Annotated in this window: 14 protein-coding genes, 2 tRNA genes and 1 pseudogene; 4 read left to right on the top strand and 13 right to left on the bottom strand. The window is 71.7% G+C overall.

From position 1 onward, the window contains the following. Positions 1 to 10: 10 nt before the first annotated feature. From VFC33_06945 to VFC33_06910, 8 genes and pseudogenes are all read right to left on the bottom strand, one after another. A tRNA-Glu gene (locus tag VFC33_06945) sits at positions 11 to 86 on the bottom strand. Between the two features lie 53 nt (positions 87 to 139). Beyond that, positions 140 to 211, bottom strand: a tRNA-Gln gene (locus VFC33_06940). A gap of 104 nt (positions 212 to 315) precedes the next feature. Beyond that, positions 316 to 1740 carry a glutamate--tRNA ligase gene (gene gltX, locus VFC33_06935; GenBank protein HZR12972.1) on the bottom strand — a complete coding sequence of 475 codons (1425 nt, stop codon included), beginning with the start codon at positions 1738 to 1740 and terminating at the stop codon, positions 316 to 318. A gap of 41 nt (positions 1741 to 1781) precedes the next feature. Next, positions 1782 to 2300 (bottom strand): ClpX C4-type zinc finger protein, encoded by a 519-nt coding sequence (locus VFC33_06930; GenBank protein ID HZR12971.1) that lies wholly within the window; start codon positions 2298 to 2300, stop codon positions 1782 to 1784. Between the two features lie 69 nt (positions 2301 to 2369). After that, positions 2370 to 2801 (bottom strand): annotated as a pseudogene (locus VFC33_06925) (Clp protease N-terminal domain-containing protein). 45 nt (positions 2802 to 2846) lie between these two features. Next, positions 2847 to 3941: a Zn-dependent alcohol dehydrogenase gene (locus VFC33_06920; protein HZR12970.1), complete on the bottom strand. Its 1095-nt coding sequence runs from the start codon at positions 3939 to 3941 to the stop codon at positions 2847 to 2849. Positions 3942 to 3973: 32 nt separating this feature from the next. Next, positions 3974 to 4423, bottom strand: a complete 450-nt coding sequence (locus VFC33_06915) for a universal stress protein (protein ID HZR12969.1) — start codon at positions 4421 to 4423, stop codon at positions 3974 to 3976. A gap of 20 nt (positions 4424 to 4443) precedes the next feature. Then, complete coding sequence (locus VFC33_06910) at positions 4444 to 5073, bottom strand: hypothetical protein (GenBank protein HZR12968.1); 630 nt, start codon at positions 5071 to 5073, stop codon at positions 4444 to 4446. A 163-nt stretch (positions 5074 to 5236) separates the two neighbouring features. Between VFC33_06910 and VFC33_06905 the strand changes: the two genes are divergently transcribed. Together VFC33_06905 and VFC33_06900 are read left to right on the top strand one after the other, a co-directional pair. Beyond that, the gene (locus VFC33_06905; protein ID HZR12967.1) at positions 5237 to 5581 is read left to right on the top strand and encodes a DUF2267 domain-containing protein; all 345 of its coding nucleotides are present in this window, start codon (positions 5237 to 5239) and stop codon (positions 5579 to 5581) included. Then, the gene (locus VFC33_06900; protein ID HZR12966.1) at positions 5578 to 7008 is read left to right on the top strand and encodes a glycosyltransferase; all 1431 of its coding nucleotides are present in this window, start codon (positions 5578 to 5580) and stop codon (positions 7006 to 7008) included. The genes VFC33_06905 and VFC33_06900 overlap by 4 nt, the downstream gene beginning before the upstream one ends. 27 nt (positions 7009 to 7035) lie before the next feature. Here VFC33_06900 and VFC33_06895 read toward each other — a convergent pair whose 3' ends face one another. After that, on the bottom strand, positions 7036 to 8202 hold the full coding sequence (locus VFC33_06895; GenBank protein HZR12965.1) for an acyl-CoA dehydrogenase family protein: 1167 nt from the start codon (positions 8200 to 8202) through the stop codon (positions 7036 to 7038). 45 nt (positions 8203 to 8247) lie between these two features. Here VFC33_06895 and VFC33_06890 point away from each other — a divergent pair, with 45 nt between their 5' ends. Further along, on the top strand, positions 8248 to 8748 hold the full coding sequence (locus VFC33_06890) for a gluconokinase (protein HZR12964.1): 501 nt from the start codon (positions 8248 to 8250) through the stop codon (positions 8746 to 8748). A gap of 4 nt (positions 8749 to 8752) precedes the next feature. Here the strand turns inward: VFC33_06890 and VFC33_06885 are convergent, their stop codons facing one another. From VFC33_06885 to VFC33_06870, 4 genes are read right to left on the bottom strand one after another with little or no spacing between them, the layout of a single operon-like run. Further along, a complete protein-coding gene (locus tag VFC33_06885) occupies positions 8753 to 9301 on the bottom strand; it encodes a hypothetical protein (GenBank protein HZR12963.1) in 549 nt (182 codons plus the stop codon). Then, positions 9291 to 10910 (bottom strand): citramalate synthase, encoded by a 1620-nt coding sequence (gene cimA / locus VFC33_06880; protein ID HZR12962.1) that lies wholly within the window; start codon positions 10908 to 10910, stop codon positions 9291 to 9293. Before cimA ends, VFC33_06885 begins: the two co-directional genes overlap by 11 nt. Beyond that, a complete protein-coding gene (locus VFC33_06875) occupies positions 10898 to 11815 on the bottom strand; it encodes a branched-chain amino acid transaminase (GenBank protein HZR12961.1) in 918 nt (305 codons plus the stop codon). The genes cimA and VFC33_06875 overlap by 13 nt, the downstream gene beginning before the upstream one ends. Before the next feature lie 2 nt (positions 11816 to 11817). Next, on the bottom strand, positions 11818 to 12822 hold the full coding sequence (locus VFC33_06870) for a 3-isopropylmalate dehydrogenase (protein HZR12960.1): 1005 nt from the start codon (positions 12820 to 12822) through the stop codon (positions 11818 to 11820). A gap of 249 nt (positions 12823 to 13071) precedes the next feature. Between VFC33_06870 and VFC33_06865 the strand changes: the two genes are divergently transcribed. Beyond that, positions 13072 to 13634 (top strand): YceI family protein (locus VFC33_06865; protein HZR12959.1); only part of this gene is annotated, 563 nt, incomplete at its 3' end.

Genomic DNA, 13634 nt, shown 5'->3' with positions numbered 1-13634 from the left:
GCTTCGTGGATGGCAGCCCCGAGCAGATTCGAACTGCCGCTTCCGCCTTGAGAGGGCGGCGTCCTGGGCCGCTAGACGACGGGGCCGTGCGGATGACGTTTCAGGCCGTTGACCAGGGGTTTTCCCGGCCTTCGGCTCGCTCGGGGGGGAGGACTCGAACCCCCAATGACAGGGCCAGAACCTGTTGTGTTGCCGATTACACCACCCCCGAACAGGGCGGTCGCCGAGCCGGAGCCCGGACGACCGGGGACCGAGGATAGCCGTTCCCCGGTGGCGGCCCGTTGTGCCGGGCGGCCGCTCGACTCGGCGGGGTGGTCAGGTGCCGAGACGGGCGCGGGCGGCGCGGAGCCGGGCCAGCGTCCGGTCACGGCCGAGCGCCAGCATCGACTGGAACAACGGCAGTGCACGACCTCTTCCCTCGACCGCGACGTAGAGCGCCGGCATGACCTTCCTCGGCTTGAGCCCCATCCCCTTCACGACGTCGAGCAGACCCTGCAGCGAGTCGACGTCCCAGTCGCAGCGCTCGACGTGCGCGATCGCGGCGTCGAACAGCTCGTGCGCGCGCTCCGTGGCGGTCACGCGCGCCCATTCGTCGTCGGGAATCTCGAACTCGTCGTCGCGGAGGAAGCGAAGTTGTCCCGCGAGATCCGCGATCGTCGTCACGCGCTCCTGCGCGGCGGCCGCCAGCGCGTGTGCCCCGTCGCTCGACACGGTGACACCGGCCTCGTCGAGCGCGGGTGCAAGTACGTCGCTTTCGAACCTTTCCTGCGACATTGCGCGCAGGTACTCGCCGTTCATCCAGTCCAACTTGGCGTAGTCGAAGAACGCGGGAGAACGGTTGACGTCGTCGAGCTCGAAGCGTGCGACCAGCTCGTCACGGGAGAGGATCTCGCGTTCGTCCCTGGGCGCCCACCCGAGCAGTGCCAGGTAATTGACGAGTGCCTCGGGGAGATAGCCGCGCGCGCGGAAGTCCTCCAGCGCGACCGCTCCGTGCCGTTTGGACAGCTTTGCGCGATCCGCGCCGACGATGAGCGGAAGATGCGCGTACACGGGAGGCGCGGCGTCGCCGAGCGCGTCGCGCAACGCGAGGACCCGGTGCGTCGAGTCGACGAGGTCCTCACCGCGGATGACGTGCGTGATGCCCATGTCGATGTCGTCGACCGCGTTGGCGAGGAAGAACAGCGGCGTGCCGTCGGACCGCACGATGACGAAGTCGTGGATCGTCGACCACTCGACCGTCACCTCGCCGCGCAACAGGTCGTCGAAGCGGCTCACGCCGTCGTCCGGGGTGCGGAAGCGAATCGAACGCGGCCGTCCCTCCGCTGCGAACGCCGCGCGCTGGTCGGCGGTGAGCTCGCGGCAGCGCCCGTCGTAGCCGGGCGCGCGACCCGCCTGCTTCGCGGCCTCGTTGCGCGCCTCGAGCTCGTCCGCGGTGCAGAAGCACTCGTACGCGCGCCCCGTCGCGAGCAACCGCTCGGCGGCGGCGAGGTACGCGTCGAAGCGGGTGCTCTGGAGGATCGGGCCCTCGTCCCAGTTCAGCCCGAGCCACAGCATCGTCGCCTGGATGCCGGTGACCCACTCCTCACGCGAGCGGGTCACGTCCGTGTCCTCGATGCGCAGGATGAACGTGCCGTGGTGGTGACGTGCGAAGAGCCAGTTGAACAACGCGGTGCGCGCGCCGCCGACGTGGAGGTAGCCGGTGGGCGCGGGTGAGAAGCGGACGCGGACGGGATCGGGCATCGGCGCCCGAGTCTACGGTCGCCCTCGCGCACTGGCGGCCGTCAGCTCGGCGTCACGCGCACGCCGCCCGCGCGCAGGATCGCTGCGCAGAGCTCGTGACCCATTCGCCAGCGTCCCGCGCTGCGGACGACCACGCCCTCGAACAGCATCGTCCCGGCGCCGGGTCCGCCGAGCCCGACCGCGATGCGGACCTCGGCGCGGTCGTGTCCCACGAAGCGCACGCGCTCGACGCGGTGCTCGACGTCGACGCCCGCGTGACGCCGCCGCACCTGGGCGAACAGTGGTGCGAACACGTCGCCCTCCTCGATCGCAGCCGCACGCTGCCGGTCGTCCACGTCGTCCGAGAGGACGGTCATGACCGCTTCGACGATGCCGTCGACGGCGTGCTCGTCGGGCGATCCGCCGAAGACGCGCGGCGGGAGCGTGACGGCACGCTCGCCGGCGGGCGCGTCCGTGAGGGCGCGGTCTGCGAGCGCGACGCATTCGGCACAGATCGCGCCGGTCGCGCCCGTGACATAACGGTCGACCTCCCAGAGGTCGCGTCCACAGAACGTGCACACCGCGCCGCGGGCGGCGAGCGCAGGCGCCGGAGCACCGGGCACGAACGTCGCGGACGCGTTCGCCAGCGAACCCGCGAGCAGCGCGACGACACGGTCGCGGACGACGTCGAGCGGCGCGCCGAGCTCGACGAGCGTCCGCGCTCCCGTGCTCTCCGGCTCGCGCGCGAGCGCGAGCAGCAGGTGCTCCGTCCCGATGTAGTTGTGACCGAGCTGCAGCGCCTCGCGCAGACCGCCCTCGAGGATGCGCTTCGCCTGCGGGGTGAACGGGATGTGGCCCGACGGCGTGCGGTCGCCGCGACCGACGAGGTCGACGACCTTCCCGCGTGCGGCGTCGAGCGTCACGTCGACCGAGTGCAAGGCCTGCGCGGCGACGCCCTCACGATCGGCGAGCAGCCCCAGCAGCGCGTGCTCGCTCCCGACGTACCCGTGGTTGAGGTCGCGTGCCTGCTCCTCGGCGAGCACGACGACGTGTCGCGCGCGATCCGTGAAGCGCTCGAACACGGCCGAACTCTCGCGCGTCACCATGTCGTGTGCGAGCGGCTGCCGTCAGGCGACCGAGATCACCGTGCGGATGCCGCGGCCCGCCTCGAGGTCGGCGAACGCGTCGTCGACACCGTCGAGCGGGCGACGCGCGGTGATGAGCGCCTCGAGGTCGAGCTGCCCGGTGCGCCAGAGCGCGAGCAGGCGCGGGATCTCGCGCAGCGAGTTGCTGCTCCCGAGGAGGCAACCGAGCAGCTTCTTCTCCATGGTCGTGAACAACACCGCCGGTGCGATGGTGATGCTCTCCTCGAGCCTCGGCGCGCCGACGGCCACGGTCGTGCCGCCGGGACGCGTCGCCGCGATCCCGACCTCCACGAGCGCGGCTTTCCCGGCGGCCTCGAACGCGTAGTCGACACCGACCTCGGTGAGCGCGGCCGCGCGTACGGCGACGTCGTCCTGCGTCGGGTCGATGACGTCCGTCGCGCCGAGTCGCCGCGCGGCTTCGCGACGTTCGGGCAGCGGGTCGCTGCCGATGACCCGCGACGCGCCGGCGACGCGCGCGCCCTGCACGACGGACAGCCCGATCCCACCGAGACCGAGCACCAGCACGGTCGCGCCGGGTTCCACCCGTGCCGTGTTGAGGACGGCACCGACGCCGGTCTGCACCGCGCACCCGAGGACGCAGGCGACGTCGAGCGGCGTGTCGTGCGGGACCTTCACCGCGCCGGTCTCGGGGGTGAGGACCATCTCCGCGAACGCGCCGACGCCGAGCCCGCGGTACACGGTGACCCCGTCACGCGAGAGCCCGGTCGTCCCGTCGAGGAACGTCTGCGACATGATCGAGCGGCTGTTGACGCACACGCCCGGTTCGCCGCGCACGCACCAGTAGCAGCAGCCGCACGCCGGGATCGGGGTGAGCACGACGGTGTCACCCGGCGCGAGCGACGTGACGCCCTCGCCGACGGCGTCGACCACGCCGGCGGCCTCGTGCCCGAGGACGACCGGGGTCGGCGCATATCCGCTGCGCGCGACCGTGAGGTCCGAGTGGCACACGCCGCAGTGCGAGACGCGCACGCGGACGTGACCGGGACCGGGCGCGGCGATGTCGACGGTGTCGACCACGATGGGGGCGTCCGCGGACTCCAGTAGCGCAGCAAGCATCGCCGTACCGTACCGACGCCGCGCGCTCGTGCTCAGGTCGCGGTGTGCACGATGACGACCGGGCACCGCGCGTGCTCGGCGACGTGCTGGCTCACCGAGCCGAGGAGCAGGCCGGCGAACCCGCCGCGACCGCGCGAGCCGACGACGAGCATCTCGGCGTCCGTGGACAGCTCGACGAGCCGCTGCGACGCCGAGCCCTCGCACACCTCGGCGAGCACGTCGCCGTGCTCGTCCTCGGGACCCAGGGCGCGGTCGACCGCGTCCTGCAGCGTCGTGCGCGCGCCGTCCTCGAGCATCTCCCCCGCGATCGGGGGCTGGAACGGCATCGGCGCGACGAGCGCCGGGAACGTCCAGCACGTGACGACGAGCAGCCCGATGCCGCGCAGGCGCGCTTCTTCGGCCGCCCACGCCAGCGCACGGACGGACCCGTCCGACCCGTCGACCCCGACGACGATGCGCCCCTTGGCCTGGTCGTGCTCCACGTTCGTTCCTCCTGCTGCGATCACCGATCTGCAACGGTCCGTACGGAGACGTCGATGCTCGGCGCGAGGGGGTCGATGCCGCGGACGGCAGCAACCACGCGCGTCGTCGCGAGCGCCACGACGCCCTTGCCCAGACCGGGCGGCGCGTCGATCCGGATGTGCAGTCCCGCACGGCTGCGCGTGACGACCGCGTCCGCGACCGCACGCGCCGCGTCGCCGACCCCCAGGCGCGCAAGCGACGACCGGAGCGCCTCGCGCGCGATCTCGCCATCCCGCTCGACGGGCGAGGTCGCGACGGTCTCACACGCGGCGACGACGTCGCCGTGCGCGACGGTCGCGCCGGGGAGGCGGACGAACGGGTTCCACACCGTCTGTCCGGTCACGACGAGCGGAACCCGGGCGCGCAGCGCGCACACACCGCCGTCCTCCAGCGCGGCCGGGGTGGGCATGGGCCGGGCGCGAACCGAGAGCGCGACGTCGACGCCGGACCCGTCCAACGGACATGCGCCCGGCGCGCTCAACCCCGCGCACGGGAACGGGTGACGCTCGCCGCGGTCGTGGCAGCGCGCGACCTCGTGTCCCGCCGCTTCGAGGCGCGCGATCGCGTCGTCCGCCGCGCCCACATCGGTCTCCACTACCAACACCCGCATGCCGCACCTCCTGCCGGTCGAGCCGATCATCCGCCGATGTCGGCACGACGGGGAGGGCCGACCCGACCGTCGAGACCGGGACGAAGGTCCCTGGCTGCCGCGGGCGGACGGGGCGACGATGGGTCCGAGGACGAACGACGGCACGAGCGACGAGGTGAGTCGAATGATCGACCTCCAGGATCCGGACCACGAGGAGTCGCCCGTCTTCGACGCACTCCTCGACGCCGCGATGAACGCCGGCGTCGCGCGCAACCGGTGCGAGGTGACGGTGCGCACGGTGCTGGAGTCCCTCACCGAGCACCTGCCGTCCGCGGCCCGCGACTCGTTCCTGCGCGCGCTGCCCGCCGACGCCCGCGCGCTCGCGCTGCCACCCGAGCGCGGACACCACACCGGCCGGGTCCGCGAGCGCGACGCGCTGGGTCTCGTCCGCATGGCCGCGGACCTGCACGACGACGAGGAGGCGCGGCGCGTCGTGAACGCGGTCCTCGCCGTCGTCGACACACCGTGACGACCCTGGAGCACGTGCCCGTCGAGGCGCTGTCGCTCGACCGGCTCCGACCCGTGATCGGGCCCGACCGCTCCCGGGAGTTCGAGGACACGGCCGCAGCTGCGCGCGAGCTCCTGGCCGGCCGCCGCGTCGTCAACGTCAACTCCACCGCGAAGGGCGGCGGGGTCGCGGAACTGCTCCAGACGCTGCTCGCGTACGCGCGTGGCGCGGGGATCGACGCGCAGTGGATCGTGATCGAGGCGGACGCGGCCTTCTTCACGATCACGAAGCGGGTGCACAACCTGCTCTACGGCGCGCCCGGCGACGGCCGGGCCCTCGACGACGCCGCGCACGCACACTACGAGGACGTGCTGCGCGCGAACGCGGACGAGCTGCTCGCGGTGATCCGGCCCGACGACATCGTCGTGCTCCACGATCCGCAGACGGCCGGGCTCGTCCCTCTCCTGCGCCGGACCGGCGCGCCCGTCGTGTGGCGCTGCCACGTCGGCCGCGACGACGCGAACGAGCACACGGAGCGAGGGTGGAAGTTCCTGCGCCCGTACCTGCGCGACGTCGACGCGTTCGTGTTCACGCGCGCGGCGTTCGCGCCGCCGTGGGTGCCGGAGGACCTCCTGCACGTCATCCCGCCCTCGATCGACCCGTTCGCGACGAAGAACGTCGACCTCGGACCGGACGGCGCGAACGACATCCTCCGCTACGTCGGCCTCGTCGGTGACGGCGGCCCCGCGCCCCGGACGACGTTCGCCCGCCGCGACGGGTCACCCGGACGTGTCGACCGGCGTGTCGACATCCTCCAGACGGGGCCACCGCCGGGGCCCGACGTGCCGTTGGTCGTGCAGGCGTCGCGGTGGGATCCGATGAAGGACATGGCCGGCGTGATGGACGGTTTCGCCCGACACGTCGACGGCACGACCGACGCGCACCTCGCGCTCGTGGGCCCGGCCGTCCACGGCGTCGCGGACGATCCGGAGGCGGCGTCGGTGCTCGAGGGCTGCATCGCGCAGTGGCGCGCGCTGCCGCATGCCGCGCGGAGCCGGATCCACCTCGCGTGCGTCCCGATGCACGACCCCGACGAGGCCGCCGTCATCGTCAACGCGCTGCAACGCCACGCGACCGTCGTCGTGCAGAAGAGCCTTGCCGAGGGGTTCGGCCTCACGGTGGTCGAGGCGATGTGGAAGGAACGTGCCGTCGTCGCGAGCCGGGTCGGCGGCATCGCGGACCAGATCGTCGACGGGCGCGACGGCGTCCTCGTGGACGACCCGCACGACCTCGCGTCCTTCGGCGACGCGGTCGAGCGTCTCCTCGCCGACGGTGGCGAGCGTCGCCGGCTCGGGAAGGCCGCGTACGGACGAGCACGCGAGGAATTCCTCGGCGATCGCCACCTGGAGCGATACGCGCGACTCTTCGAACGGATCCTCCGCCCGTGAAGCGCCCCCGCGGAACGGACGAGCGCGCTAGGCGTGCTCCTGCCCGGCCTCCTCGAGCAGCCGCCGGGCGATGACGACACGCTGGATCTGGTTCGTCCCCTCGTAGATCTGGGTGATCTTCGCGTCGCGCATCATCCGCTCGACCGGGAAGTCGCGCGTGTAGCCCGCGCCGCCGAGCAGCTGCACGGCGTCGGTCGTGATGCGCATGGCGGTGTCGCCCGCGAAGAGCTTCGCCATCGCCGACGCGCGCGAGATGCCGGGCGCGCCCGCGTCGATGCGCGAGCAGGCCTGGTAGACGAGGAGGCGCGCCGCTTCGAGCTGTGTCGCCATGTCGGCCAGCATGAACTGCAAGCCCTGGAAGTCGGCGATCGGCTGGTCGAACTGGCGCCGGTCCAGCACGTACCGGGACGCGACGTCGAGCGCGCCCTGCGCGATGCCGACGGCCTGCGCCGCGACGATGGGTCGGGACTTGTCGAGCGCGGCCATCGCGTAGCCGAACGCGCGCCCCTCCTCGCCGATCAGGTTCTCCGCCGGCACGTGGACGTCGTCGAGGACGATCTCGCCGGTCGGCGACCCGCGGACGCCCATCTTGTGCTCCAGCTTGCCGATCGCGAACCCGTCGAAGTCGCGCTCGACGACGAACGCGCTGATGCCGCGGTGACCGGCAGACGGATCCGTCTTCGCGAACACGGTGTAGAGGTCCGACGCGCCCGCGTTGGTGATCCACATCTTGCGCCCGTTCAGCACGTACGTGTCGCCGTCGCGCACGGCCCGGGTGGTCATCGACGCCACGTCGCTGCCTGCGTGCGCCTCCGAGAGGCAGTAGCTCGCCTGTGACGCGCCCGACGCGACACGGGGCAGGTACTTGGCGCGCAGCGTCTCGCTGCCGTGCTCGACCACTGGTGTCATGGCGAGCCGCGAGATCAGGACGAACAGCGACGACGACGCGCAGACGCGCGCGATCTCCTCGACGAGGAGCGCGTAGACGAGGCTGCCGCCGCCGTCGCCGCCGTGCTCGCTCGGGTAGATCGAGCGGACGAGCCCCGAGTCGCGGTACGCCTCGAACGCCGGCCACGGGAACTGCTCGTGCTCGTCGGCCTCGGCGGCGTGCGGCGCGACCTCCTTCTCGGCGAACCGGCGGACGGCGGCCCGGAACTCCTCGTGCTCGTCCGACAGGGAGAATTGGTGCGCCACGAACCTGACATCGTAGTCAGGGAACGCCTGGGGAAGGCTTGTGCCATGCGCCACGGTCCGCGCCCGGTCCTCGTCGTCATGGGCGCGACCGGGAGCGGGAAGACGACCGTCGGCCGGCTCCTCGCGCAGCGGCTCGGCGTCCCGTTCGTGGAGGGCGACGACTACCACGACCCCGAGAACGTCGCCCGGATGCAGCGCGGGGAGCCGCTCGACGACGCGATGCGCGTGCCGTGGCTCGCGAGGCTGAACGCGGTGCTGCGCGCGTCCGCGTCACGTGAGGGCGTCGTCCTCGCGTGCAGCGCGCTGCGCGCGTCGTACCGCGACACGCTCGACGCCGGCGTGCCCGGCGTCCGCTACGTGTACCTGCGCGCCGACGAGGCCCTGCTGCGTGAACGGCTCGCGCACCGCCACGGGCACTTCGCGGGCGCCGCGCTCGTCCCGTCACAGCTCGCGACGCTGGAGCCGCCGCGTGACGCGATCACCGTCGACGCGCGTGAGTCCCCCGAGACGATCGTCGACGAGGTCACCCGCGCACTCCTTCTGTGACGCGCTACCGCGGCTCTGTGGCGGCTTCGCTTCCCAGAATGGTGGAGCGGACGTCGGCGACGCGTGACGCGAGCTGCGCGGGTGCGAGGCGCAGCACGTCGTCGGGGACACGGTCGACGATGCGGCGACGCACCTGGTAGTCGTGGTCGGCGTCGTGCACGAGGCGCATCCGCCGGTCCGCCGTCTCGGGTGGCAGCTCGTCCGCGTAGCCGAGCAGGTCCATGGCGAGCTCGATGTCGGTCGCGACGGGCGCGCGGCCGAACGACGCGGCCCGCTTCATCGCGATCTCGGCGACGACGGCCGCGGCGTCGTGGTAGTGCTCGGTCGGCGCGAGGCGGAACCGGTCCTTCCAGCGCTCGACGAGCGTGAGCGCGTAGCCGATGTTCGGCCCCGGGCGCCCGAGCAGCGTCCCGGTCGGCTGGCCCGCGACGAGGTCGCCGGGCCGGTCCGCGCGCCACGACCCTGCGGGCGGCATGTAGACGCCGGGCGCGAGGTTCGGGAGCTGGCGGGGCTCGTCCTCGAGACGCTCGGGCACGTAGGGGTCAGTCGGCATGGCGTGATTCTTGCCCGCGCAGCTCCGCGCGCAGCAACCCATAGGTCAGCGAGTCGGACAGGGCCTGCCACGACGCCTCGATGATGTTCTCGCTGACACCGATCGTCGTCCACGTGCGGTCGCCGTCCGTCGTGTCGACGAGCACGCGTGTGACGGCGCCCGTCCCCTTCGCGGTGTCGAGGACGCGCACCTTGTAGTCCGTGAGGTGCACCTGGTCGAGCGCCGGGTAGCGCGACCCGACCGCCTTGCGCAGCGCGGTGTCGAGCGCGTTGACCGGCCCGTTGCCCTCGGCCGTCGCGATGATCCGCTCGCCCGCGACGTGGACCTTGATCGTCGCCTCGGTCGTGACGCCGCCGGGGGTGTCCTCGGCCGCGAGATCGTCGGTGATCACCCGGAACGATTCGACCGCGAACCACGGCTGCTCCCAGCCGCCGGCGCGCCGCATGAGCAGCTCGAGCGACGCGTCGGCGACCTCGAAGTGGTAGCCCGCGTGCTCGAGCTCCTTGAGCTTGTCGACGATCGCGCCGAGCGTCGGCCCGTCGAGCTCGATGCCCAGCTCCTGCGCCTTCAGGTGCAAGGTCGAGCGGCCCGCGAGCTCCGAGACGACGAAGCGCGTGCCGTTGCCGACCGACTCCGGACGTACGTGCTCGTACGCGTCGGGACGGCGCGCGATCGCGCTCGTGTGCAGACCGGCCTTGTGCGCGAACGCCGACTCGCCGACGTACGCGGCTTGCGGGTTGAGCGGCATGTTGACGAGCTCGGCGACGTGGTGCGCGACCGGTGTGAGCCGTTCCAGCCGTTCGGGCGGGATCGTCGCGACGCTCATCTTCAACGTGAGGTTGGGAATGATCGCGGTGAGGTTGCAGTTGCCGGTGCGCTCGCCGTAGCCGTTGATCGTCCCCTGCACCTGGGTCGCGCCGCCACGCACGCCGGCCAGCGCGTTGGCGACACCGCAGCCGGTGTCGTCGTGCAGGTGCACGCCGACGGGCGTGTCGAGGTAGCCGACGACGGCGCGCACGGCGTCCTCGACCTCGAACGGCAACGAGCCGCCGTTCGTGTCGCACAGCACGAGCCACGAGGCACCGGCCTGGGCCGCGGCCTCGAGGACGCGCAGCGAGAACTCCGGGTTGCGCTTGTAGCCGTCGAAGAAGTGCTCGGCGTCGAAGAGCACCTCGAGCCCCTGCCCGTGCAGGAACTCGACCGAGTCGGCAACCATCGCGACACCCTCGTCGAGCGTCGTCTGCAGCGCCTCGGTGACGTGGTAGTCCCAGCACTTGCCGACGATGCAGACGGCCGGTGTGCCCGCCTCGACGAGGTGCCGCAGCGAGTCGTCGCTGTCGACGCGTCCGCGCGCGTGACGGGTCGACCCGAACGCGACCAGCTTGCTGGTCGAGAGCGTCAGCTCCGCCGGCGCGCGACGGAAGAACTCGTCGTCCTTGGGGTTCGCGCCCGGATAGCCGGCCTCGACGTAGTCGACGCCGAGCCAGTCGAGCTGCTCCGCGATGCGCAGCTTGTCGTCGACCGTGAGCGAGATGCCCTCGAGCTGGCTCCCGTCGCGCAGCGTCGTGTCGTAGATCGAGACGCGCGACGGGACGGTTACCTCACCCATTCCAGCCAATCCTTGTAGCGGTCCTCCTTGCCGCGCACGGTCGCCTGGTAGATCTCCTGGATCTTCCGCGTGATCGGGCCGGGGTCGCCGAGCTCGCGGTCGTCGACCGCGCGGATCGGCACGACCTCGGCCGCGGTGCCGGTGAGGAACGCCTCGTCCGCGGTGTACAGGTCGCTGCGCAGGATGTGGTCCACCCGCACCTCGATGCCGAGGTCGCGCGCGATCGTCATCACCGAGTCCTGGGTGATGCCCTCGAGCGCGCCCGCGGAGACGGGTGGCGTGAGCAGGACGCCGTCGTCCACGACGAAGAGGTTCTCGCCCGTGCACTCGCTCACGTAGCCCTGCGGGGACAGCAGGATCGCCTCGTCGTAGCCGGCCTTGAGCGCCTCGATCTTCGCCATCGACGAGTTCACGTACATGCCGGTGGCCTTCGCCGCGGGCGGCATCGCGTTCGGGTCGTGACGACGCCACGAGCTGATCTTCATGCGCACGCCGTTGCGGATCCCCTCGTCACCGAGATACGCGCCCCACGGCCACGTCGCGATCGACACGTTCACCGTGCACGGGAGCGTGTTGAGGCCCATCTCGCCGTACCCGTAGAAGACGATCGGGCGGATGTAGCAGGAGGGCAGCTCGTTGACGCGCACGGTCTCCTTCGTCGCCTCGACGATCTGCTCGACGGTGAACGGGATGTCGATCAGGTAGATCTTCGCCGACTTGAAGAGCCGGACGATGTGGTCCGTGAGACGGAACACCGCGGGGCCTTCGCTCGTCTCGTACGCGCGGATGCCCTCGAACACGCCGCACCCGTAGTGCAACGAGTGGGTGAGGACGTGGATCTTCGCGTCGTCCCAGTCGACGAGCTGCCCGTCCATCCAGATCTTCTTCGCGGTCTCGATCGGCATCGCTACAGCCTTTCCGCGATCGCGTCACCGACGGTCGACGTGGACCCGTCCACGTCGTCGGACGCGGCGACCGCCTTCTTGACCCGGGCTGCGGCGTCGGCCTCGCCCAGGAACTCGAGCATCATCGCCGCGCTGACGATCGCGGCCCGTGGATCCGCCTTCCCTGTGCCGACGATGTCGGGCGCCGAGCCGTGGACGGGCTCGAACAGCGACGGCCCGGTGCGGGCCGGGTTGAGGTTGGCCGACGCGGCGCGGCCGATGCCGCCCGATACCGCGCCGCCGAGATCGGTGAGGATGTCGCCGAAGAGGTTGTCGGTGACGATCACGTCGTAGCGGCCCGGGTCCTGCACGAAGTAGATGCACGCCGCGTCGACGTGGTTGTACGCGATCGACACGTCCGGGTGCTCGGCGGCGACGAGGTCGAACGTCCGCTGCCACAGATCGCCCGCGAACGTCAGCACGTTCGTCTTGTGCACGAGCGTCACGTGCTTGCGGTCGCGCGACGACGCGAGATCGAACGCGTAACGGATGCACCGCTCGACGCCCATGCGCGTGTTGACCGAGCCCTGCGTCGCGATCTCGTGCGGCGTCCCCTTGCGCAGGAACCCGCCCTCTCCCGCGTACGTGCCCTCGGTGTTCTCGCGGACGACGAGCATGTCGACGCCCTCGTTCAGCGCGCTGCGTCCCGCGGTGAACGGCCGCAGGTTGACGTACAGGTCGAGCTCGAAGCGCAGGCGGAGGAGCAGGCCGCGCTCGAGGACGCCGGGCGGGACGTCCGGCGTACCGACCGCGCCGAGCATGATGGCGTCGAAGCCGCGCAGCTCGTCGAGGACCGTGTCGGGCAGGACCTCGCCGGTGCGCAGGTAGCGCTCGCCACCGATGTCGAACGCGACCGACTCGTACGGCACGCCCGTCGCCGCGACGACCTTCATCGCCTCCGCGACGACCTCGGGGCCGATCCCGTCTCCCCCGACGACGGCGATGCGATGGGTGTGCGACTGGGTCACTGCTGGTCTCTCCCGGGGCCGTCGGGCCCGCTCTCCCCGAGCCCGTCCGGCCCGGACAACGAAAAACCGCCCACCGAAGTGGACGGTCGAGGGCGAACGCCGGCGAACGGCGCCCGCTATCGGATTACGACGATGATGCCGGTACGCCGCATGGACCGACCACGATACACCGGGCCGGTGGCGAGTCAATCACTGGTAGGCCGCCGAGGTGCCACGCCAGGCGGGCCGCGGGCTGCAACGCTGTGATCCGTGCGCCGACTCGTCAAGCTCGTCGTTCTCGGCGTGGTCGTCGTCGTGGTCGTCGGCGGGGCCGCCCTCTACTGGTTCGTCATCCGCGGCGACGCCAAGCCGCGCGCGCACATCGAGCAGACGAAGGTCAGTGCGGGCGGACCGCTCGACGGGTCGTGGACCTTGCGCCCGAGCGACGGACGCTCCTTCGTCGGCTACCGCGTGCAGGAGCAATTCGCCGCCGCGACCATCGAGTCGACCGCGACCGGGCGCACCGGCGAGGTCCAGGGCACGCTGCGGGTGAACGGGACGACCGTCCACGGCGTCACCGTGGCCGCCAACCTGGCCACGCTGAGGTCCGACAAGGCGCTGCGCGATTCGCGGCTGCACACGATGGGACTCGAGACCGACCGGTTCCCCGACGCGAAGTTCGTCCAGACCCAGCCGATCAGGCTGGCGCACGTGCCCGCTGCGGGCGAGACCGTCGACGCGACCGCCGTGGGCGACCTGACGCTGCACGGCGTGACGCGAACAGTGTCGATCCCGGTGCAGGGACGCTGGGACGGGCAGGCCGTCCAGGTCGT

The organism is Acidimicrobiia bacterium (assembly GCA_035651955.1).
Lineage (GTDB): Bacteria > Actinomycetota > Acidimicrobiia > IMCC26256 > JAMXLJ01 > JAMXLJ01.
The sequence above is the reverse complement of the archived record's forward strand: the minus strand, read 5'-3'. Positions and strand labels throughout refer to the sequence as shown.

Excerpts from the sequence above, each read along its gene's own strand:
- VFC33_06875 (HZR12961.1), bottom strand. The coding sequence starts at position 11,815 with ATGCCGATCGAGACCGCGAAGAAGATCTGGATGGACGGGCAGCTCGTC.
- VFC33_06890 (HZR12964.1), top strand. The coding sequence starts at position 8,248 with ATGCGCCACGGTCCGCGCCCGGTCCTCGTCGTCATGGGCGCGACCGGG.
- VFC33_06910 (HZR12968.1), bottom strand. The coding sequence starts at position 5,073 with ATGCGGGTGTTGGTAGTGGAGACCGATGTGGGCGCGGCGGACGACGCG.
- gltX (HZR12972.1), bottom strand. The coding sequence starts at position 1,740 with ATGCCCGATCCCGTCCGCGTCCGCTTCTCACCCGCGCCCACCGGCTAC.
- VFC33_06885 (HZR12963.1), bottom strand. The coding sequence starts at position 9,301 with ATGCCGACTGACCCCTACGTGCCCGAGCGTCTCGAGGACGAGCCCCGC.
- VFC33_06905 (HZR12967.1), top strand. The coding sequence starts at position 5,237 with ATGATCGACCTCCAGGATCCGGACCACGAGGAGTCGCCCGTCTTCGAC.
- cimA (HZR12962.1), bottom strand. The coding sequence starts at position 10,910 with ATGGGTGAGGTAACCGTCCCGTCGCGCGTCTCGATCTACGACACGACG.
- VFC33_06920 (HZR12970.1), bottom strand. The coding sequence starts at position 3,941 with ATGCTTGCTGCGCTACTGGAGTCCGCGGACGCCCCCATCGTGGTCGAC.